The following is a 19,001-nucleotide window of genomic DNA, read 5'->3' as shown; positions in this document are numbered from 1 at the left end:
TACCTACCATCCGAGAGGAGACAGACGTGACCTTCAGAGTCGCCATCAACGGCTACGGCCGCATCGGACGCAACGTGCTGCGCGCCCACTTCGAGAACGGCCGCCGCCACCCGGTCGAGATCGTCGCCATCAACGACCTGGGCGACGCCCAGACCAACGCCCACCTGACCCGCTACGACAGCGTGCACGGCCCCTTCCCCCATTCCATCGAAGTCGGCGCCGACCGCCTCACGGTGGACGGCCGGCCCATCCGCGTGTTCGCCGAGCGCGACCCGGCCCGCCTGCCCTGGGGCGACCTGGGCATCGACGTGGTGCTGGAATGCACGGGCCTTTTCACCACCAAGGCCAGGGCCGCCGCCCACCTGGACGCGGGCGCGGCCAGGGTGCTGATCTCCGCCCCCGGCGGCGCCGACGTGGATGCCACCATCGTGTACGGCGTCAACCACCAGACCCTGCGCCGGGAACACCGGGTGGTGTCCAACGCCAGTTGCACCACCAACTGCCTGGCGCCGCTGGCCTGGGCCCTGCACCGCCCGCTGGGCATCGTGCGCGGGCTGATGACCACGGTGCATTCCTACACCAACGACCAGGTGCTGATCGACGTCCACCACGCCGACCTGCGCCGCGCCCGCAGCGCCACCCTGTCCATGATCCCCACCCGCACCGGGGCCGCCGCCGCGGTGGGTCTGGTGCTGCCGGAGCTGGCGGGCAAGCTGGACGGCTTCGCCGTGCGCGTGCCCACGCCCAACGTGTCCTTCACCGACTTCACCTTCCTCGCCGGCCGGCCGACCAGCGTGACCGAGGTGAACGACCTGGTGCGCGAAGCCGCCCACGGCGCCCTGCACGGCATCCTGGCGGTGAACGACCTGCCCCTGGTGTCCTGCGACTTCAACCACGACCCCCATTCCAGCATCTTCGACGCCACCCTGACCCGGGTGGAGGGCGACCTGGTCAAGGTCACCGCCTGGTACGACAACGAATGGGGTTTCTCCAACCGCATGCTGGACACCGCGGTGGCGATGATGGAGGCCGCATGATGGGCACGCCCGCCTTCCTGCGCCTGGAAGACTTCGCCCGCGACGGCCGCCTGCGCGGCCAGCGCGTGTTCATCCGCGCCGACTTCAACGTGCCGCTGGCCGCCGACGGGGGCATCGCCGACGACAGCCGCATCCGCGCCGCCCTGCCCGGCATCCGCCTGTGCCTGCAATCCGGCGCGGCGGTCATGCTCGCCTCCCACCTGGGCCGCCCGCGGGAAGGCGCGCTGGGCGCGCAGGACACCCTCGCCCCGGTGGCCGCGCGCCTGGCGGAACTACTCGGCCGTCCGGTGCCCCTGGTGTGCGACTGGGTGGGCGGCGCCTTCGAGGTGGCGCCGGGCGACGCGGTGCTGCTGGAAAACTGCCGCGGCAACCGGGGCGAGAAGGCCGACGACCCGCGGCTCGCCGCCTGCATCGCGAGCTGGATCGACCTCTACGTCAATGACGCCTTCGGCGCCGCCCACCGCGCCGAATGCACCACCCACGCCCTGGCCCTGGCCGCCCCCGCCGCCTGCGCCGGCCCGCTGATGGCCGCGGAGCTGGATGCCCTCGGCCACGCGCTGGCCGGCCCGGCCCGTCCGCTGGTGGCCATCGTCGGCGGCGCCAAGGTGTCCACCAAGCTCGGCGTGCTGGAGACACTGGCCGACCGCGTGGACGTACTGGTGGCCGGCGGCGGCATCGCCAATACCTTCCTCGCCGCCCGCGGCGGGCCGGTGGGCACGTCCCTGTTCGAGCCCGCCCTGCTGGACGCCGCCGCCCGCGTGGAGCAGCGCCTCGCCCGGCGCGGCGCACGGCTGTGGCTGCCGGAGGACGTGGTCACCGCCGGACGCTGCGCGGCCGATGCCCGGGGGACGGTGCGCGCCACTTCCGCGGTGCCGCCCGGCGAGATGATCCTGGACGTGGGCCCGGCCAGCCGCGCCGCGCTGGCCGGCGTGCTGGCCGCGGCCGGCACCATCGTGTGGAACGGCCCGCTGGGCGTGTTCGAACTCGCCCCCTTTGCCGCCGGCACCCGTGCGCTGGCCGAGGCCGTCGCCGCCAGCCCGGCCCATTCCATCGCCGGCGGCGGCGACACCCTGGCCGCCATCGCGGCCTTCGGCGTGGGCGAACGCATCGACTACGTCTCCACCGGCGGCGGCGCCTTCCTGGAATTCCTCGAAGGCCGCGAACTGCCCGCGGTGGCCGCCCTGCGCGCCCGCGCGCTGCCCAACAGCCGGCGCATCGTCCCGGTGCCGCGCTTCGAAAACGAACCCGAGGCCGCCTGAGCCCGGACACACACGGAGGAGCCCCCATGGCGATGATCGCCCTGCGCCAGTTGCTGGACCACGCCGCCGAACACGGCTACGGCGTGCCGGCCTTCAACATCAACAACATGGAACAGATCCACGCCATCATGCAGGCCGCCGCGGAGACGGCCAGCCCGGTCATCCTGCAGGCCTCGGCCGGCGCCCGCGGCTACGCGGGCGAGGCCTTCCTGCGCCACATGGTGGCCGCGGCGGTGGAGGAATGGCCGGACATCCCCGTCTGCCTGCACCAGGACCACGGCGCCAGCCCCGCCGTATGCCAGCAGGCGATCCGCTCCGGCTTCACCAGCGTGATGATGGACGGCTCGCTGAAGGAGGACATGAAGACCCCCGCGAGCTACGCCTACAACGTGGCCATCACCCGCCGCGTGGTGGAGATGGCCCACGCGGTGGGCGTGTCGGTGGAAGGCGAGCTGGGCTGCCTGGGATCGCTGGAAACCGGCCGCGCGGGCGAGGAGGACGGTGTGGGCGCGGAAGGCGCGCTGGACCACGGCCAGATGCTCACCGACCCGACCCAGGCCGCGGACTTCGTCGCCGCCACCGGCGTGGACGCGCTGGCGGTGGCCATCGGCACCAGCCATGGGGCCTACAAGTTCACCCGCCCGCCCACCGGCGACATCCTGGACATCGCCCGCATCGCCGCCATCCACCAGCGCATTCCCGACACCCATCTGGTCATGCACGGCTCCTCCAGCGTGCCGCAGGAGTGGCTGGCCATCATCCGCGAGCACGGCGGCGAGATCGGCGAGACCTACGGCGTGCCGGTGGAGGCCATCGTCGCGGGCATCCGCAACGGCGTGCGCAAGGTGAACATCGACACCGACCTGCGCCTGGCCATGACGGGCGCCATGCGCCGCCTGCTCCACGAGGACCGCAAGGAATTCGACCCGCGCAAGGTGTTCCGCGCCGCCACCGCGGCCGCGCGCGACATCTGCCGCGCCCGCTTCGAGGCCTTCGGCTGCGCCGGCCAGGCCGCGCGCATCAGGCCGCAACCCCTCGCCGCGCTGGCGCGCCGCTACGCCGAAGGCGGCTGAGCCCCACCGCTCCCTGCCTGACTTCAGGCCTTGGCCCGCCCTCCGCAGAGGGGCGGGCTTTTTTTTGCGGCGGGCGGGTATGATGCTGCGCTGCTGACACGCCCTTACAAATTGCCCCCCGGCGCGGGCTACCCCGGCCAGCCGGCCCGTTGCACCATTGGGGCCCTTTCACGTCCAACCCGCATTGCGAACCAGCCCGAGGAGAAAACCATGAACAAGCTGATCGTCGCCTCCGTCGCCGCCGTCATGCTGAGCGCCTGCGCCTCCAACCCCTACACCGGCGAACACGCCAAGACCGCCACCGGCGCCACCATCGGCGCGGGCGCGGGCGCCGTGCTCGGCGGCGTGGTGTCGAGCCGCAGCGACCGCACCAAGGGCGCGCTGATCGGCGCCGCCGTGGGCGCCACCGTGGGCGGCCTGATCGGCCGCCAGATGGACAAGCAGGAAGCCGAACTGCGCCGCCAGATGGAAGGCAGCGGCGTGGAGGTGAGCCGCCAGGGCGACACCATCCGCCTGCAGGCGCCGGAGAACATCACCTTTGACACCAACCGGGCCGACGTGAAGCCCCAGTTCCGCCCGGTGCTGGGCCAGCTCGCCGGCAGCATCCGCCAGTACCCCGGCACCGTGGTGCAGGTGGAAGGCCACACGGACTCCACCGGCGCCGCGTCCTACAACCAGACCCTGTCGGAAAACCGCGCCGCCAGCGTGCGCAGCTACCTCATCCAGCAGGGCGTGGAGGCCAACCGCCTGATCGCCGTGGGCTACGGCCTGAGCCGCCCCATCGCCGACAACAGCACCGCCGCCGGCCGCGCGCAGAACCGCCGCGTGGAAATCCTGATCGTTCCCGAGCAGCAGTAGGCTGCGGCCGCGCCGTCCGGGCCCCTCACCCGGGCGGCGGCATCCGCCGCCGCACCAGCACCAGGAAGGGCACGCCGAGCAGCAGCACCGCCACGCCCACCAGCGCCCCCAGCCCGGTATAGACCAGGCTGGAATACAGCAGCCAGGCGCAGGCCGCGCAGAACAGGGCCGGCTTGAGCGGATACCAGGGCGCGCGGAAAGGCCGCTCCCGGCCCGCATCCCGGCGGCGCAGCACGAAGTAGGCGATCCCCACCAGCAGCAGGAAGAACCAGAACACCGGCGCGGTGTATTCCACCATCGCCCTGAAACCGTCCTGCATCACCGCACCGAAGCCGATCAGGACCAGGGCCACGGCGCTCTGGACCAGGATGGCCACGCGCGGATTGTTGCCCCGGCCGTTCCACAGCCCCAGGGCGCGCAGGGGCGGCATGTCCTGCCCCAGGGCGTGATAGATGCGCGCCCCGGTAAAGATCGTGCCGTTGAGCGTGCTCAGCGCCGCACAGCAGATCACCGCGCTCAGCGCCAGCGCCGCCTCCGCGCCCAGGGCGTGGCGCATCACGTCCGCCCCCACCGCCTCGCTGGTCCGCAGCGCCTGCAGCCCGAGCGCCTGCAGAAAGGCCAGATTGACCAGCACGTACACCCCGGTGACGGCCAGCGTGCCGAACACCAGGATGCGCACCATGTCCCGGCGCAGGTCGCGCACTTCGGCGGACAGGTAGGCGGCCTCGTTCCAGCCCCCGTAGGTGAGCAGGATGAACACCAGCGCCAGGCCCGGCGCCCCGCTCCCGACCGCCGGGGAATCCGCCGCCGCCTGCTCCGGCGCCGCCGCGCCGGCGCTGCCCACCAGCCCTGCCAGCGCCACCGCCAGCACGGCCAGCAGCGTGATCGCTGTGAACAGGGTCTGCACACGCTTGCCGTGGAAGGTGCCGGCCAGGTTGAGCAGGGTGAGCAGAACCAGTGCCAGCGCGGCGTAGATCGCCGCGCCGCGATGCCCCAGCCCGTGGATCTGCTGGGCGTAGTCGCCGAAGACGAAGGCCACCGCGGCAATCGCGCCGGTCTGGATCACCGAGATGCGCGCCCAGGCGAACAGAAAGCCGGTGGATTGTCCGAAGGCGCGCACCAGAAAGTGGTACTCGCCGCCGGTGCCCGGGTAGGCGGCGGCCAGTTCGGCGTAGACCAGCGCCCCGGCCAGGGTGATCGCGCCGCCCGCCAGCCAGGCGCCGATGAAGGCCGCCTCGCTGCCGACGCTGGCCGCCACCAGCGGGGGCGTCTTGAAGATGCCGATGCCGACGACGATGCCCACCATGATCGCCACGCCGTCGATCACCGACAGGCTGGCGCGGGGCTGGCCGGCCCCGGCCACGCCCTGCCGCGGGCCGCTCATGGCGCCCGCTCGGCTTCCCAGAACGGATCATCGTCGGCCTGGGCCACGATGCGGCCGCCATCCACCCGGCCGCGGAAGCGCTCCACCGTCCCCGCATCCAGTTCGAAGGCGAACTCCACCTCGGCGCCGCGCACCCGGCCTTCGTGCAGCGGCACCGCGCGCCCGTCTACGGTCGCCGTGCCGCTCAGTTCGCTGAAGTACTGGCGCAGCGACAGTTCCACGCCCCGCCCGCTCCGCTCCATGTGCCAGCGCCCTTCCACGTCCGCGGGCACGATCCACAGATACACGCTGTTGCCGTCTATCGTCTCGTGCCGGTCGGGCCGCCAGTTGCCCATGCCGAAGGCGTGGGACACGACCCGAGTGCCCGGACGCATCTGCCTCAGAATGGTGGGCCGCAGGCGCAGGTTGACGTCGTCGAGCAGGTAGATGGCGAGCACGTCGGCGTCGCTCAGGTCCACCTCGAACAGATCGCCGAGGCGGAACTCGACCCGCTCCTCGACGCCCGCGCGGACGGCATTGGCCCTGGCTTCGCGGATGCGCTGGGGATCGATGTCCACCCCCAGCCCGCGCGCCCCGAAGCGGCTCGCGGCGGAGACCACCACGCGCCCGTCGCCGCAGCCCAGGTCCACCACCCGTTCGCCCGGGCGCACGTCCGCCAGATTGAGCATGCCCTCCACCACGCTCGGCGGCGTCGGCACATAGGGCACGTCCAGCCGCACTTGGGCCTGCGCCCGCTGCGCCAGCACCAGCACGGCACCGGCGAACAGCAGACCGGCCAGGCGGGCTGCGGCCGATCGCATCGCAAACGGACCAAGAGGATGCCGCGCGTCACCTGCCGCGCCGCGCCGTCGCTGCATAGGGGCTGCGTCCATCTCACGCCTCCTTTGTGCTCGTCGGGGGAAACGTAAATACGGAATCTGGCAAGCAAACGCGGAATTGGTTCTGCGCCACCCGCCACGCATGGCCCGCTCCCACGGCCATGACGCGATGGCCCCCGGGGCTTCCCCGCGAGGCGCATGCACGGGTACTCTTGCGCGATTCATCCACGCTCCGACGCCCATGTCGCTCTTTCAATCGCACCCGCTGCGCCAGACCCTCAGCGACGAAGTCCATGCCCGCCCGCCGGTACCGCTGGACACGCCCGAGCGGGTCACCTACCTGGCCTTCCTGCATGAAGCCGGCAGCGTCGGGCGCGAGGCGCTGCACCTGCAGCAGCTCGCCGAGCAACTCAACCTGCCCGCCCCGGATACCGGCAGCGGGCACTTCTTCCTCGACAGCGGGCGCTTCCGGCTGAAGTGGGAACGCCACAACGAATTCTCCAGCTACACCTTCTTCCGCCGCACCCAGGCGGGCGATGCGGGCGAGGAAACGGCCCTGCTCGACGTGCCCGCCGCGTGGCGCAAGGCGATTCCGGGGCTGCTCATCGTCGCCACTCATATCGAACTGCGCCCGGTGGCCGAGCTCGCGCCGGACGCGGTGATGGCCGGACTGTCGTCCACCGGACGGCAGTCCGTGGTGTCCACGGTGGCCGACGGCGCGGCCTGGGTATTCACCGATTTCCAGATCGCCGACGGCTTCTCCCGCTTCCTGGTGCTGGACGCCTCCCTCACCCCGCGCCAGGCCGGGCGCACGGTGCAACGCCTGCTGGAAATCGAGACCTACCGTGTGATCGCCCTGCTCGCCTTCCCGGTGGCCAAGGAAGTCGGCCGCCTGCTGTCCCGGGCCGAGGACGAACTGGCCGACCTGATGGACGGCATCGGCCGCGCCGAGAGCGCCGAGGACGAGCGCGAGGTGCTCGCCCGCCTGACCCGGCTCGCGGCCGAGGTGGAACGCTCGGTGGCCCACACCACCTACCGCTTCGGCGCCGCCGCGGCCTACTACCGCCTGGTGCGCCAGCGCATCGACGAACTGCGCGAGACGCGCGTGACCGGCTATCCGACCATGGACGAGTTCATGGCCCGCCGCCTCACGCCGGCCATCGACACCTGCGCCACCATCGCCCGCCGCCAGGAAGACCTCTCCGGCCGCATCGCGCGCAACTCCCAACTGCTGCGCACCCGCGTGGACATCGAGCTGCAGCGCCAGAACCAGGAGCTGCTGGCGCAGATGAACCGCCGCGCCCGCCTGCAACTGCGCCTGCAGGAGACGGTGGAAGGCCTGTCGGTGGTGGCGATCACCTACTACGCCTCCCAGCTCGTCAACTATCTGTCCAAGGGCGCCAAGGACCATATCCTGCCGGCCACGCCCGAGGTGGTCACCGCGGTCTCCATCCCCCTCATCGCCGGCCTCGTCGCCCTGGGCCTGCGGCGCCTGCGCCGCACGCTGGCCGCCGAAGAATCCGGCCACTGAGCCCACACCGGAAAGAACCGCATGATAGGCGCACTCACCCTGCTGCTCGTGTACCAGCTCGTCGGCGAAATCATCGCCCGCGGCTTCGGCCTGCCGGTGCCCGGCCCGGTCATCGGCATGCTGCTGCTCTTCCTGACCCTGGTCGTGCGCGGACGCGTGGACGACGAACTGCGCCGCACCGCCGGCGGCCTGCTGCAGCACCTGTCCCTGCTCTTCGTGCCCGCCGGCGTGGGCGTGATGCTGCACTACCAGCGCCTGGCCGACGAATGGCTGCCGCTGCTGGCCGGCGTGGTGGGTTCCACCTTCCTGGCGATGGCGGTCACGGCGCTGGTGCTGCAGGCGCTGGCCCACCGCGGCGAGGGGAAGAAGGAGGACGGGCAGTGAATCCGCGCTTCGACGAGATCTGGGTCTATCTCTCCACCACCCCGCTGCTGGGCCTCACCCTGACCCTGGTGGCCTACCAGGCCGCCTGGTGGGTGTACAAGCGCGCCCGCTTCCACCCCGCCGCCAACCCGGTGATGATCGCCGTGGCCCTGCTGGTGGCCGTGCTGAGCCTCACCGGCACCGCCTACCAGACCTATTTCGACGGCGCCCAGTTCGTGCACTTCCTGCTCGGCCCGGCCACGGTGGCGCTGGCGGTTCCGCTCTACGCGCAACTGCCGCGCCTGCGCACGATGCTGCTGCCGCTGCTCGGCGCGCTCGCGGCCGGTTCGCTGACCGCCGCCCTGTCGGCCTTCGGCATCGGCGCGCTGCTGGGCGCCAGCACCCAGTCGGTGATGTCGCTGGCCCCCAAGAGCGTCACCACGCCCATCGCCATGGGCGTGGCCGAAAGCCTGGGCGGCCTGCCTTCCCTGACCGCGGTGCTGGTCATCCTCACCGGCATCCTCGGCGCCATCGGCGCCCGCGGCCTGTTCCGCCTGATGCGCATCGAGGACCACGCCGTGCGCGGCTTCGCCACCGGCGTGGCGGCCCACGGCATCGGCACCGCGCGCGCCTTCCAGGTCAGCGAGCAGTGCGGCGCCTTCGCCGCGCTGGCGATGGGCCTGAACGGCCTCGTCACCGCCCTGACCCTACCCCTGATCCTGCCCGCCGCGATGCGCCTGTTCGGCCTCTGAACGACAAGAAGGGGAAGCCCGCTTGAACGCCCTGTACCGCTGGTTCGACCGCAACATCCTCGAACTCGGCCGCGAAATGCGGCTGTCCTACCTGCCGCCGCTGATGGTGTACATGGCGGCCGGCGTCTCGGGCCTCACCGGCATCGTCGGCACCTTCTTCATCAAGGACTACCTGGACCTGTCGGCCGCCTTCCTCGCCGCCCTGGGCTTCTGGGCCGGCATCCCGTGGGCGCTGAAGATGCCCATCGGCCACCTGGTGGACCTGCTGTGGCGCCACAAGGCCGGGCTGGTGTACCTGGGCGCGACGCTGATCGCCGCCAGCCTCGCCATCATGATCGGCCTGATCGGCAGCCCGGACGCCATGCGCGCCTTCATGCCGGCCGAGGCCTGGTTCGTGCTCTCGGTGCTGCTCGCCCCGGTGGGCTACGTGATGCAGGATGCGGTGGCCGACGCCATGACCGTGGAGGCCGTGCCGCGCGTAGACGAGCGGGGCCAGCCGATCCCGGCGGAAACCGTGCGCCTGATGCACACCACCATGCAGATGCTCGGCCGCGTGGCCATCATCGGCGGCACGGTGGTGGTGGCGCTCGCCAACGTCGCCCTGTTCCAGGGCTCGGAGCATCTGCCCGAAGCGGACAAGGTGGCGATCTACCTGCACATCTACGAACTGGCGCTGCTCATCCCGCTGCTGTCGGTGAGCGGCGTGCTGCTGGCCGGCTTCCTCAAGCGCCGCGAGGCGCGCCGGCTGGCGGCGCTGGGCCGCGACCGCGCCGAAATCGACCGCCTGCTGCACGAACCGGAGGAACGCACCGCCCCCAACTGGTGGATCCTGGGCGGCAGCGCGGTGTTCGTCGCCATCACGCTGGGCGTCGGCCTGTCGGGGCTGGAATACGGCCAGGAGTTGATCTTCGCGTGCTCCTTCGCGGTCATCGGCTTCATGATCTCCAAGCTGCTGCGCGAACTCTCCCCCGAGGCCGCGCGCACCCTGCTGGGCACGGTGATCGTGATCTTCGTGTTCCGCGCCATGCCCACGTCCGGCGCCGGCTCCGGGTGGTGGATGATAGACGTGCTCGGCTTCGACCAGAGCTTCCTTTCCCGCCTGGACCTCATCGTCAGCACGCTCACGCTGGCCGGCCTGTTCCTGTTCCGCCGCTTCATGGCGGAAAAATCCATCGCCCACATCGTGGTCTTCCTGACCCTGGCCGCCACCGTGCTGTCCCTGCCCATCATCGGCATGTACCACGGCCTGCACGAATGGACCGCGAGCCTGACCGGCGGCGTGGTGGACGCGCGCTTCATCGCCATCGCCAACACCGCGCTGGAATCGCCGCTGGGCCAGGTGTCCATGGTGCCCATGCTGGCCTGGATCGCCAATTCCGCGCCGCCCCACCTCAAGGCCACCTTCTTCGCGGTGATGGCCTCCTTCACCAACCTGGCCCTGTCCGCCTCCCAGCTCGGCACCAGGTACCTGAACCAGATCTACACCGTGACCCGCGAAGTGCGCGACGCGGCCAGCGGCGCCATCAAGGTGCCGGCCGACTACAGCGAGCTGGGCCTGCTGCTGGTCACCGTCACCGCCCTGGGCCTGCTGCTGCCGCTCGCTGCTGTGCTGTTCACCCGCGTGTTCGGCCTGCGCAGCGCCTGAGAAAAAATCCCCGCCGGGTTGACCTGACACATTGCCCGTTTCGCCCCGGAGGCGGAAACTTGCGCAAAAGGTCCGCAGGACCGCACACGCACGGGGGGAAACGCCATGGTACCGACCTCGGTTCACGACATCCGCAACCTCGCCCTGCTGGGCCAGGCGGGCGCCGGCAAGACCACGCTGCTGGAAGCCCTGCTCGCCGCTTCCGGCGGCATCGGTGCGGCCGGCAATATCGAGCGCGGCGACACGGTGAGCGACTTCGACCCGGCCGAGAAAGCCATGGGGCACTCGCTCAACACCGGGCTGGCCCACGTGGAGTGGGACGGCCACTGGCTCAACCTGCTCGACACCCCGGGAACGCCGGATTTCCTCGGCCGCGCCCTGCTGGCGCTGCCGGCGGTGGAGACCGCGGTGGTGGTGGTGAACGCCCAGGCCGGCGTCGAACAGCTCACCCGCCGGGTGATGGAAGCGGCCGCCGACAAGTGCCGCATGATCGTGATCAACCGCATCGACGCGGCGGGCGCCGACGTGGCCGGCGTCATGGCCGCGGTGGAAGCGGCCTTCGGCCGCGAATGCCTGCCCATCAACCTGCCCGCGGCGGACGGCAGCCGGGTCATCGACTGCTTTTTCACGCCCGAGTACGACGCACAGACCGCCTTCTCGTCCGTGGCCGCGGCCCACGACGCCATCGTGGACCAGGTCGTGGAGCTCGACGAGGCGCTGATGGCGAGCTATCTGGAACAGGGCGAAAGCCTGGACCCCGCGCAGTTGCACGAACCCTTCGAACGCGCCCTGCGGGAAGGCCACCTGGTGCCGGTGTGCTTCACCTCGGCGCGCACCGGCGCCGGCGTGCGCGAACTGCTGGACGTGTGCGCCCGCCTGATGCCTGACCCCACCGAAGGCAACCCGCCCCGCTTCGTCAAGGGCGAGGGCGCGGCGGCCGTGCCGGTGGAGGTGGCGCCCGACCCGGAACGCCACGTGATCGCCCACGTGTTCCAGATCCAGAACGACGTGTTCCGCGGCAAGCTGGCGCTGTTCCGCATCCACCAGGGCACGCTCGCCGCCGGCGCCCAGCTCTTCCTGGGCGACGCGCGCAAGCCGGTCAAGGTGGCCCACCTGCTGCGGGTGCAGGGCCGCCAGCAGGTGGAGATCCCCGCCGGCGTGACCGGCGACGTCTGCGCGCTGGCGCGCATCGACGAACTGCACCGGGACGCGGTGCTGCACGACTCCCACGACGAGGATTTCCATCACCTGCTGCCGCCCGCCTACCCCCAGCCCTTCCATGGCCTGGCGCTGATCCCGAAGAAGCACGGCGACGAGCAGAAGCTCTCCGACGCCCTGGCCCGCCTGATGGACGAGGACCCCTGCCTGGAGGTGAGCTTCGACACCCAGTCGCGCCAGATCGTGGTGCGCGGCCTGGGGGAACTGCACCTGCGCATGGTGCTGGAACAGCTCGCCAGTCGCTGGAACCTGGAAGTGGACACCGCCACCCCGGCCGTGCCCTACCGCGAGACCATCGCCGCCAGCGCCGAGGCGCGCTACCGGCACAAGAAGCAGTCCGGCGGCGCCGGGCAGTTCGGCGAGGTGGCGCTGCGGGTGGAACCCCTGCCCCGCGGCAGCGGCCTGGAACTGACCGACGAGATCAAGGGCGGCACCATCCCCACCCAGTTCATGCCGGCAGTGGAAAAAGGCGTGCGGCAGGCGGTGGCCGAGGGCTGCCTGGCCGGCTTCCCGCTGCAGGACCTGAAGGTGGTGGTGACCGACGGCAAGCACCACGCGGTGGATTCCAACGAGGTGTCCTTCGTCACCGCGGCGCGCCACGCGCTGCAGGAAGCCATCGCCGCGGCCCGGCCCATCCTGCTGGAACCGCTGCTGGAAGTGCGGGTGAGCGCGGACGAGCGCCACTTCGGCGAGATCAGCGCCGAATTCGCCAGCCGGCGCGGGCGCATGAACGGCACCGGCAGCGCCACGCCGGGGCGCATCAGCCTCAACGCGCTGGTGCCCATGGCCGAGCTGGAAGGCTTCGAGGCCCGCCTGAAGTCCATCTGCGCCGGCGAGAGCGAATGCACGCTGAGCCCGCATTCCTACGAACCGGCGCCCGGCGACGTGCAGCAGCGCCTGGCGGCGGAATTCGTCCGCCACCGGGCGCACGAGCAGTGAACGCACCGAAGGGGGTTGCGGCATGCAACTGACCGACAAGCAGCGCACCTACTGGCGCAAGACCCGATTGCTCACGGCGGTACTGCTGGCGGTGTGGTTCGTGGTGACCTTCGTCGGCGCCTACTACGCCGTCGCGCTCAACGAGTTCGAGCTGTTCGGCTTTCCGCTGGGCTTCTACGCCTATGCCCAGGGTGTGCTGATCATCTACCTGGTGATCATCGCCATCTACGTGTACGCGATGAGCCGCCTCGACCGCGCCTACGGCGTCGGCGAACGGCGCTGAGCCGGGCCGCAGGCCACACCCCGGCGCGGCGCACCCGCGTGGGAGCGGGCTTGCCCGCGATGCGGCCTCCGGGAAGGATGAACGCCGCATCGCGGGCAAGCCCGCTCCTACAGGAAGGACCGTGGAGGCCGGAAATCCATACCTTCCACATTCTTGCATTGACTCAGGAATAATTCAGATTTTAGCAAGCTATTGTTATCAAAAGATTTTTTTATGGGTACGTAAGTAAAACGTAAGTCTCCCCCTCTAACGTGCGATCACCCGGGCCGGCGCCCGGTTCGATCAACACCCGTACTGGAGGGGAGACATGGAAAACGATTCGGTGGCGAAGATCGTCGCCAACCCGAAATACCAGCACCTCGTGAGCACGCGCTCGCGCTATGGCTGGATCCTGACCGCGATCATGATGATCGTGTACTACGGCTACATCGCCCTCATCGCCTTCGACAAGGAGTCGCTGGCCGCTCGCCTCGGCGAAGGGGTCATGACGGTGGGTATTCCGATCGGCTTCGGCGTGATCGTGTTCACGATCATCATCACCGGCATCTACGTGCGCCGGGCGAACTCCGAATTCGATCAGTTGACCCACGAAATCATCGAGGAGAGCGGCAAATGAGCGGCCGTCAAGTACGTGTCTTCGGCGGCCTCGCGCTCGCCCTGCTGTCCGCAGCCGCGCTGGCGGCCGGCGGTGATCTCGGCCAGGTGGAGAAGCAGGCCACCAACTGGACCGCGATCACCATGTTCGGCGCCTTCGTCCTCGCCACGCTGTGGATTACCAAGTGGGCAGCCGCCCGCACCCGCTCGGCGGCGGACTTCTACACCGCCGGCGGCGGCATCACCGGCTTCCAGAACGGCCTCGCGATCGCCGGCGACTACATGTCGGCGGCCTCCTTCCTCGGGATCTCCGCGGCGGTGATGATGAACGGCTACGACGGCCTGATCTACTCGATCGGCTTCCTCGTGGGCTGGCCGGTGATCACCTTCCTGATGGCCGAAAAGCTGCGCAACCTGGGCAAGTTCACCTTCGCCGACGTGGCCGCCTACCGCTTCAAGCAGACCCCGATCCGCGCCTTCGCGGCCTCGGGCACGCTGGTCGTGGTGGCCTTCTACCTGATCGCGCAGATGGTCGGCGCCGGCCAGCTCATCAAGCTGCTGTTCGGCCTCGAGTACTGGATCGCCGTGGTCATCGTCGGCGCGCTGATGATGATCTACGTGCTGTTCGGCGGCATGACCGCGACCACCTGGGTGCAGATCATCAAGGCCTGCCTGCTGCTGGGCGGCGCGACCTTCATGGCCTTCGTGGTGATGTACAACTACGGCTTCTCGCCGGAGCAACTGTTCGCCGCGGCCGTCAAGGTCAAGGCCGATTCCGCCATCGCGGCCGGCAAGTCGATCGAAGAGGCGGGCACGATAGGCCAGGCGATCATGGGGCCGGGTTCCTTCATCAAGGACCCGATCTCCGCGATCTCCTTCGGCATGGCGCTGATGTTCGGCACCGCCGGCCTGCCGCACATCCTGATGCGCTTCTTCACCGTGCCGGACGCCAAGGAAGCCCGCAAGTCCGTGTTCTGGGCCACCACCTGGATCGGCTACTTCTACATCCTCACCTTCATCATCGGCTTCGGCGCGATCGTGCTGGTGTCCACCAACCCGCAGTTCCTCGACGCCAAGGGCGGCCTGCTGGGCGGCGGCAACATGGCGGCCATCCACCTCGCCAACGCGGTCGGCGGCAACATCTTCCTCGGCTTCATCTCCGCGGTTGCGTTCGCGACGATCCTCGCGGTGGTGGCGGGCCTGACCCTGTCGGGCGCCTCGGCGGTTTCGCACGACCTGTACGCCACGGTGTTCAAGCAGGGCAAGGCGGATTCGGCCTCCGAACTGCGCGTGTCCCGCATCACCACGGTGGCGCTGGGCATCATCGCCGTCGTGCTGGGCATCGCCTTCGAGAAGCAGAACATCGCCTTCATGGTGTCCCTGGCCTTCGCCATCGCCGCTTCGGCCAACTTCCCGGTGCTGTTCATGTCCGTGCTGTGGAAGGACTGCACCACCCGCGGCGCGTGCTGGGGCGGTTTCCTCGGCCTGATCGTGGCCGTGGTGCTGACCGTGGTGTCGCCCTCGGTGTGGGAAGCCACGCTGGGCAACCCGAAGGGTTCCGCGCTGTTCCCCTACACCTCGCCGGCCCTGTTCTCGATGGCCGCGGGCTTCATCGGCATCTGGCTGTTCTCCATCCTGGACAACAGCGCCCGTGCCAAGGAAGACCGTGCCGGCTATCTGGCCCAGTCGGTGCGCTCGGAAACGGGCATCGGCGCGGCCGGGGCTTCCGGGCACTGAGCCGCAGCAACGCTGCCGCCGCAACCGCGGCGGCGGTATCGCAACAAACGACGGCCGTGGGCAATGCGCCCACGGCCGTCGTGCTTTTGGTTCCCGAATGCAACGGGTTTGCGGGACCTGTAGGAGCGGCCTTGGCCGCGATGCGGCGTTCGTTCTTGCGCAGATCGCATCGCGGCCAAGGCCGCTCCTACGGGAGGTGCCCCCCAGCGTTCGGCAAGACGATGTGCACCAGCGTGCCGTGGCCGTTCTCCGCCGTGTCCAGCGTGATCGTGCCGTGATGGCCGGCGACGATCTCGCGGGCGATGGGCAGGCCCAGCCCGGTACCCGGCAGCGTGGTGTCCGGCAGGCGGTAGAAGCGCTCGAACACGGCCTCGCGCTCGGCGGGCGGGATGCCCGGCCCGCTGTCGCTGACCTCGATCTCCACCACCTCGCCGGCCGGCCGGCAGCGCAGGGATACTTCGCCGCCGTCGGGGGTGTAGCGCAGGGCGTTGTCCACCACGTTGGCCAGCAGTTCCCGCAGCAGCACCGGGTCGCCCTCCACCGTGGCCGGCTCGCGGTCGATGCCGAAATCGATGGCCTTGGCGTCGGCCTGGGCCAGCCAGTCCTCCACCATGCCGTCGATGATGCCGGCGAGCTCCACCCGCTGGGGCGTGCCCATCATGCCGCTGCCCGCTTCGGCGCGGGCCAGCGCCAGCAACTGATTCGCCAGCCGGGTGCTGCGGGCGATGGACTGCTTGAGGCGCTTGAGGGCGGTGGTATCGTTGGGGTCGGCCTCCAGCAGCTCCACCTGCATCTGCAGGCTCGCCAGCGGCGTGCGCAACTGGTGCGCGGCGTCCTGCAGGAACTGACGCTGGTGCTCGCTGGCCTTGCGCAGGCGTTCGAACAGGGCATTGAGTGCCCGCACCAGTTCGCGGATTTCCAGCGGCACGCTGTCCGGGGCGATGGGCGACAGGTCCGCGCCGGAGCGCGCGGCCAGCGCCGTCTCCAGTTTCTTCAGCGGCGCGAGCGCGGACGGAATGCCGAAATGCACCGCCAGTTCCGCCGCCGCCGCGATCAGCACCGCGGCGCAGACGAAGCCCAGCAGCAGGTGCTCCATCGCCCCGCGGCGCTTTTCCAGCGTCTCCGCCACGGTGACGTAGTAGCCGTGCTTCTCCCGCTCGCGATAGATGCGCACCGCGCGGACGCGCAGGCCCTGGTAGGTGGCGTTGAAGAAAGTGCTGCCCTGCGGGCGCGGCGTGACCGTGCGCGGGTAGGCGCCGGCTTGCAGTGCGCCGTAGGGGTCGGTGGGCTGGGAGGGCTCTTCCGGCCACGGCAGGTCGGCATCGCCGGCCATCACCTTCCCGGCCGGATCGGAGATGCGGAAGAAGATGCTGTCCACCGTGTCGCTGCGCAGCACCAGTTCGGCCGCGGGCGTCAGGCTGTGGCTCAGCACGCCGCCGTCGGCCAGCACGTGGAGCGAGGTGGCGTGCGCGAGGTTGAGCAGGTTCTGGTCGTAGGAGGTGCTCACCACGCTGCTGGACACCCCGTAGGCCAGCCCGCCGGCGGCCACGGTCAGCACCAGGCTGGGCGTGCCCAGCGCCTGTGCCAGCTTGTGGCGCAGGCTAGGCATCGGCGCGCTTGTCCGCGTTCTTCAGTTCCAGGCGGTAGCCGAAGCCCCGCACGGTACGGATCAGCAGGCCGGCGGGCTCCAGGCGGGGACGCAGGCGGGAGACGTAGACCTCCACCGCATTGCCGCTGGCGTCCGCGCGCAGGGACTCCTTGGGCACGGTGCGCCCGTCGGCGCCGGCGAGCACTTCGAGCAGCGCCCATTCGCGCGCGGTCAGGGTCAGCGGTTCGCCGTTGAGCGAGGCCAGACGGCCGTCCGCGTCCAGGGTCAGCGGGCCGAACACGATTTCCCGCCCGCCCGTGCCACCCCCCGCGCCGCCGTGCCCGCCCCGGCGCAGCACGGCGCGCATGCGCGCGGTCAGTTCGGCGAGCTGGAAGGGTTTGGTCAGATAGTCGTCGGCCCCCAGGTCGAGGCCGTAGATGCGGTCGTCCAGCGTATTGCGCGCGGTGATCAGCATCATCGGCAGGGTCTGGCTGCGGTGGCGGACGCGCCGCACCACCTCGTAGCCGCCCAGGCCGGGCAGGCCGGCATCGACCAGGGCGAAGTCGAAGCGCTGGTTCTGCAGCAACTGGTCCGCCCGCATGCCGTCGCTCTCCTGCACCACGGTGTCGCCCTGGCCGCGCAGAAAACAGGCGATCCCGTCCGACAGCTCGGGATCGTCTTCGACCAATAGAACATGCATGTTTTTCTCCGCCGGCGGCATGGAAGCGCAACGGACGTATTTTGCCATTGCCGGCACGACAACGCCCTGTGTCAGAATGTCGCCGCCGCGGCCACAGGCGCGGCGTTCAAACAAGACCACAAACGGGGGAGACGGGTGGGCATCCAGGCGAAGCGAAGTTTCACGGGCAGCGCGCTGTGCGCGGCGGCATGTCTGCTGGCGGCCTGCGGCCCGGCCCCCGAACCTGCTGGCGAAACGACGATCGGCCCCCTGCCCGCTGCCGCTCCGGCGCGCACGCAGGCCGAGGAACAGCGTCTGGCGAGGCTGGAGGCCGCGGCGCTGGCGCGCTTCGAGGCGCGCGACGACGGCACCGTGCGGGAAACCGCAGCCGGCCTGCTGTGGATGCGCTGCAGCCTGGGGCAGCAATGGGACGGCGGCACCTGCACTGGCGAAGCGCAGCGCTACAGTTGGAATCAGGCCCAGGAGGCGGCCGCTGGAGCCCGCTTCGGCGGCCACGCGGACTGGCGCCTGCCGGCCCGGACCGAGCTGTACGGGCTGGTCCATTGCAGCAGCGGCATGCGCAAACAGCTCGACCGCGACGGCGCGGGCGGCGGCTGCGCCGGCCGGTACCACAGCCCGGCGATACTGCCTGCCGTGTTTCCGCAAACGCCGGTGGGCAACTTCTGGAGCGATACGCCCCACCCGCAGTTTTCCTACAGCGCCTGGGGGGTTTCGTTCAATACGGGGGTAACCGGCACCGGCGCGCGCAATGACTACGTGTACGTCCGCCTGGTGCGCGACGCGCGCTGAACGTCCATCGCCGACTGCAGGGGCGGGCGGCGAGGGCCTGCCTCACTTCCGGGCGGCGGCTGCCGCGGCCCGGCCCAGCCTGGGCATGTGGGCCTGGCGGCTGAGGGCGAAATCGAACAGGAACTTGGACCAGATGGTGATGCCGCCGATGCTCGTCCAGGTTTCGTGGGCGAACAGGCCGGCCGCGACCCCGAAGATCAGCCATACGACGACGATGCCGCCGAGCAGGTTGATGGCGGCGCAGAAGGGCGCGAACTTGGCGGGATTTTCCGGTGGTTCGCCGCGCTTGAGCGCGACTTCGGAAAAATCGCGCCTGGCGATGATGCGCCATGCCCGCCGCAGCCAGACGAAGGCGATGGGGAACAGGGCGAGGAACAGGATCCAGTTCAGCACCAGATGAATGTGAGGGGCCATTGCAGTCATGGCTTGCTCC

Annotated in this window: 18 protein-coding genes; 13 read left to right on the top strand and 5 right to left on the bottom strand. The window is 70.2% G+C overall.

The window, feature by feature from the left end; all coding sequences use genetic code 11:
- The first annotated feature begins 26 nt into the window (after window positions 1-26).
- The 4 genes from gap (at window position 27) to E6O51_RS12795 (ending at window position 4,227) form a co-directional block, all read left to right on the top strand.
- Entirely contained in the window at window positions 27-1,037 is a 1,011-nt protein-coding gene (gene gap / locus E6O51_RS12810; protein ID WP_136385384.1) for a type I glyceraldehyde-3-phosphate dehydrogenase, read from the top strand.
- The gene (locus E6O51_RS12805; protein WP_330997915.1) at window positions 1,034-2,296 is read left to right on the top strand and encodes a phosphoglycerate kinase; all 1,263 of its coding nucleotides are present in this window, start codon (window positions 1,034-1,036) and stop codon (window positions 2,294-2,296) included. The genes gap and E6O51_RS12805 overlap by 4 nt, the downstream gene beginning before the upstream one ends.
- A 26-nt stretch (window positions 2,297-2,322) precedes the next feature.
- Entirely contained in the window at window positions 2,323-3,369 is a 1,047-nt protein-coding gene (gene fba, locus E6O51_RS12800) for a class II fructose-bisphosphate aldolase (RefSeq protein ID WP_136385383.1), read from the top strand.
- 210 nt (window positions 3,370-3,579) lie between these two features.
- A complete protein-coding gene (locus E6O51_RS12795; protein WP_136385382.1) occupies window positions 3,580-4,227 on the top strand; it encodes an OmpA family protein in 648 nt (215 codons plus the stop codon).
- A 25-nt stretch (window positions 4,228-4,252) separates the two neighbouring features.
- On the opposite strand, the gene E6O51_RS12790 is transcribed toward E6O51_RS12795, so the two are convergent.
- On the bottom strand, window positions 4,253-5,611 hold the full coding sequence (locus tag E6O51_RS12790) for an APC family permease (protein WP_136385381.1): 1,359 nt from the start codon (window positions 5,609-5,611) through the stop codon (window positions 4,253-4,255).
- The gene (locus E6O51_RS12785; protein WP_136385380.1) at window positions 5,608-6,411 is read right to left on the bottom strand and encodes an SAM-dependent methyltransferase; all 804 of its coding nucleotides are present in this window, start codon (window positions 6,409-6,411) and stop codon (window positions 5,608-5,610) included. The genes E6O51_RS12790 and E6O51_RS12785 overlap by 4 nt, the downstream gene beginning before the upstream one ends.
- Window positions 6,412-6,670: 259 nt before the next feature.
- Between E6O51_RS12785 and E6O51_RS12780 the strand changes: the two genes are divergently transcribed.
- From E6O51_RS12780 to E6O51_RS12745, 8 genes are all read left to right on the top strand, one after another.
- Entirely contained in the window at window positions 6,671-7,960 is a 1,290-nt protein-coding gene (locus E6O51_RS12780) for a DUF3422 family protein (protein WP_136385379.1), read from the top strand.
- A gap of 21 nt (window positions 7,961-7,981) precedes the next feature.
- Window positions 7,982-8,344, top strand: coding sequence for a CidA/LrgA family protein (locus E6O51_RS12775; RefSeq protein ID WP_136385378.1), 363 nt, complete (start codon window positions 7,982-7,984; stop codon window positions 8,342-8,344).
- Window positions 8,341-9,075: an LrgB family protein gene (locus E6O51_RS12770; RefSeq protein ID WP_136385377.1), complete on the top strand. Its 735-nt coding sequence runs from the start codon at window positions 8,341-8,343 to the stop codon at window positions 9,073-9,075. Before E6O51_RS12775 ends, E6O51_RS12770 begins: the two co-directional genes overlap by 4 nt.
- A 76-nt stretch (window positions 9,076-9,151) precedes the next feature.
- Entirely contained in the window at window positions 9,152-10,720 is a 1,569-nt protein-coding gene (locus E6O51_RS12765; protein ID WP_136385462.1) for a folate/biopterin family MFS transporter, read from the top strand.
- 105 nt (window positions 10,721-10,825) lie between these two features.
- Window positions 10,826-12,877 carry an elongation factor G gene (gene fusA / locus E6O51_RS12760; RefSeq protein ID WP_136385376.1) on the top strand — a complete coding sequence of 684 codons (2,052 nt, stop codon included), beginning with the start codon at window positions 10,826-10,828 and terminating at the stop codon, window positions 12,875-12,877.
- A gap of 22 nt (window positions 12,878-12,899) precedes the next feature.
- Entirely contained in the window at window positions 12,900-13,160 is a 261-nt protein-coding gene (locus E6O51_RS12755; RefSeq protein ID WP_136385375.1) for a DUF4212 domain-containing protein, read from the top strand.
- Between the two features lie 307 nt (window positions 13,161-13,467).
- Window positions 13,468-13,776, top strand: coding sequence for a DUF485 domain-containing protein (locus E6O51_RS12750; protein WP_136385374.1), 309 nt, complete (start codon window positions 13,468-13,470; stop codon window positions 13,774-13,776).
- Window positions 13,773-15,491, top strand: a complete 1,719-nt coding sequence (locus E6O51_RS12745) for a cation acetate symporter (protein ID WP_136385373.1) — start codon at window positions 13,773-13,775, stop codon at window positions 15,489-15,491. Before E6O51_RS12750 ends, E6O51_RS12745 begins: the two co-directional genes overlap by 4 nt.
- A 187-nt stretch (window positions 15,492-15,678) precedes the next feature.
- On the opposite strand, the gene E6O51_RS12740 is transcribed toward E6O51_RS12745, so the two are convergent.
- Together E6O51_RS12740 and E6O51_RS12735 are read right to left on the bottom strand one after the other, a co-directional pair.
- Entirely contained in the window at window positions 15,679-17,100 is a 1,422-nt protein-coding gene (locus E6O51_RS12740; protein ID WP_136385372.1) for a sensor histidine kinase, read from the bottom strand.
- On the bottom strand, window positions 17,093-17,779 hold the full coding sequence (locus E6O51_RS12735; RefSeq protein ID WP_136385371.1) for a response regulator transcription factor: 687 nt from the start codon (window positions 17,777-17,779) through the stop codon (window positions 17,093-17,095). Before E6O51_RS12735 ends, E6O51_RS12740 begins: the two co-directional genes overlap by 8 nt.
- A 135-nt stretch (window positions 17,780-17,914) precedes the next feature.
- Here E6O51_RS12735 and E6O51_RS12730 point away from each other — a divergent pair, with 135 nt between their 5' ends.
- Window positions 17,915-18,568, top strand: a complete 654-nt coding sequence (locus E6O51_RS12730) for an Lcl C-terminal domain-containing protein (RefSeq protein WP_168735263.1) — start codon at window positions 17,915-17,917, stop codon at window positions 18,566-18,568.
- A gap of 42 nt (window positions 18,569-18,610) precedes the next feature.
- Here E6O51_RS12730 and E6O51_RS12725 read toward each other — a convergent pair whose 3' ends face one another.
- Entirely contained in the window at window positions 18,611-18,991 is a 381-nt protein-coding gene (locus E6O51_RS12725) for a hypothetical protein (RefSeq protein ID WP_330997914.1), read from the bottom strand.
- Between the last annotated feature and the right edge of the window lie 10 nt (window positions 18,992-19,001).

The sequence above is a fragment of the Pseudothauera rhizosphaerae genome (assembly GCF_004801305.1).
GTDB lineage: Bacteria > Pseudomonadota > Gammaproteobacteria > Burkholderiales > Rhodocyclaceae > Pseudothauera > Pseudothauera rhizosphaerae.
The sequence above is the reverse complement of the archived record's forward strand: the minus strand, read 5'-3'. Positions and strand labels throughout refer to the sequence as shown.

What these genes read in the sequence shown, in the direction of transcription:
- E6O51_RS12805 (WP_330997915.1), top strand. Translation starts at nt 1,034, where the DNA reads ATGATGGGCACGCCCGCCTTCCTGCGCCTGGAAGACTTCGCCCGCGAC.
- fba (WP_136385383.1), top strand. Translation starts at nt 2,323, where the DNA reads ATGGCGATGATCGCCCTGCGCCAGTTGCTGGACCACGCCGCCGAACAC.
- E6O51_RS12795 (WP_136385382.1), top strand. Translation starts at nt 3,580, where the DNA reads ATGAACAAGCTGATCGTCGCCTCCGTCGCCGCCGTCATGCTGAGCGCC.
- E6O51_RS12790 (WP_136385381.1), bottom strand. Translation starts at nt 5,611, where the DNA reads ATGAGCGGCCCGCGGCAGGGCGTGGCCGGGGCCGGCCAGCCCCGCGCC.
- E6O51_RS12785 (WP_136385380.1), bottom strand. Translation starts at nt 6,411, where the DNA reads ATGCGATCGGCCGCAGCCCGCCTGGCCGGTCTGCTGTTCGCCGGTGCC.
- E6O51_RS12780 (WP_136385379.1), top strand. Translation starts at nt 6,671, where the DNA reads ATGTCGCTCTTTCAATCGCACCCGCTGCGCCAGACCCTCAGCGACGAA.
- E6O51_RS12775 (WP_136385378.1), top strand. Translation starts at nt 7,982, where the DNA reads ATGATAGGCGCACTCACCCTGCTGCTCGTGTACCAGCTCGTCGGCGAA.
- E6O51_RS12765 (WP_136385462.1), top strand. Translation starts at nt 9,152, where the DNA reads ATGCGGCTGTCCTACCTGCCGCCGCTGATGGTGTACATGGCGGCCGGC.
- fusA (WP_136385376.1), top strand. Translation starts at nt 10,826, where the DNA reads ATGGTACCGACCTCGGTTCACGACATCCGCAACCTCGCCCTGCTGGGC.
- E6O51_RS12755 (WP_136385375.1), top strand. Translation starts at nt 12,900, where the DNA reads ATGCAACTGACCGACAAGCAGCGCACCTACTGGCGCAAGACCCGATTG.
- E6O51_RS12750 (WP_136385374.1), top strand. Translation starts at nt 13,468, where the DNA reads ATGGAAAACGATTCGGTGGCGAAGATCGTCGCCAACCCGAAATACCAG.
- E6O51_RS12745 (WP_136385373.1), top strand. Translation starts at nt 13,773, where the DNA reads ATGAGCGGCCGTCAAGTACGTGTCTTCGGCGGCCTCGCGCTCGCCCTG.
- E6O51_RS12740 (WP_136385372.1), bottom strand. Translation starts at nt 17,100, where the DNA reads ATGCCTAGCCTGCGCCACAAGCTGGCACAGGCGCTGGGCACGCCCAGC.
- E6O51_RS12735 (WP_136385371.1), bottom strand. Translation starts at nt 17,779, where the DNA reads ATGCATGTTCTATTGGTCGAAGACGATCCCGAGCTGTCGGACGGGATC.
- E6O51_RS12725 (WP_330997914.1), bottom strand. Translation starts at nt 18,991, where the DNA reads ATGACTGCAATGGCCCCTCACATTCATCTGGTGCTGAACTGGATCCTG.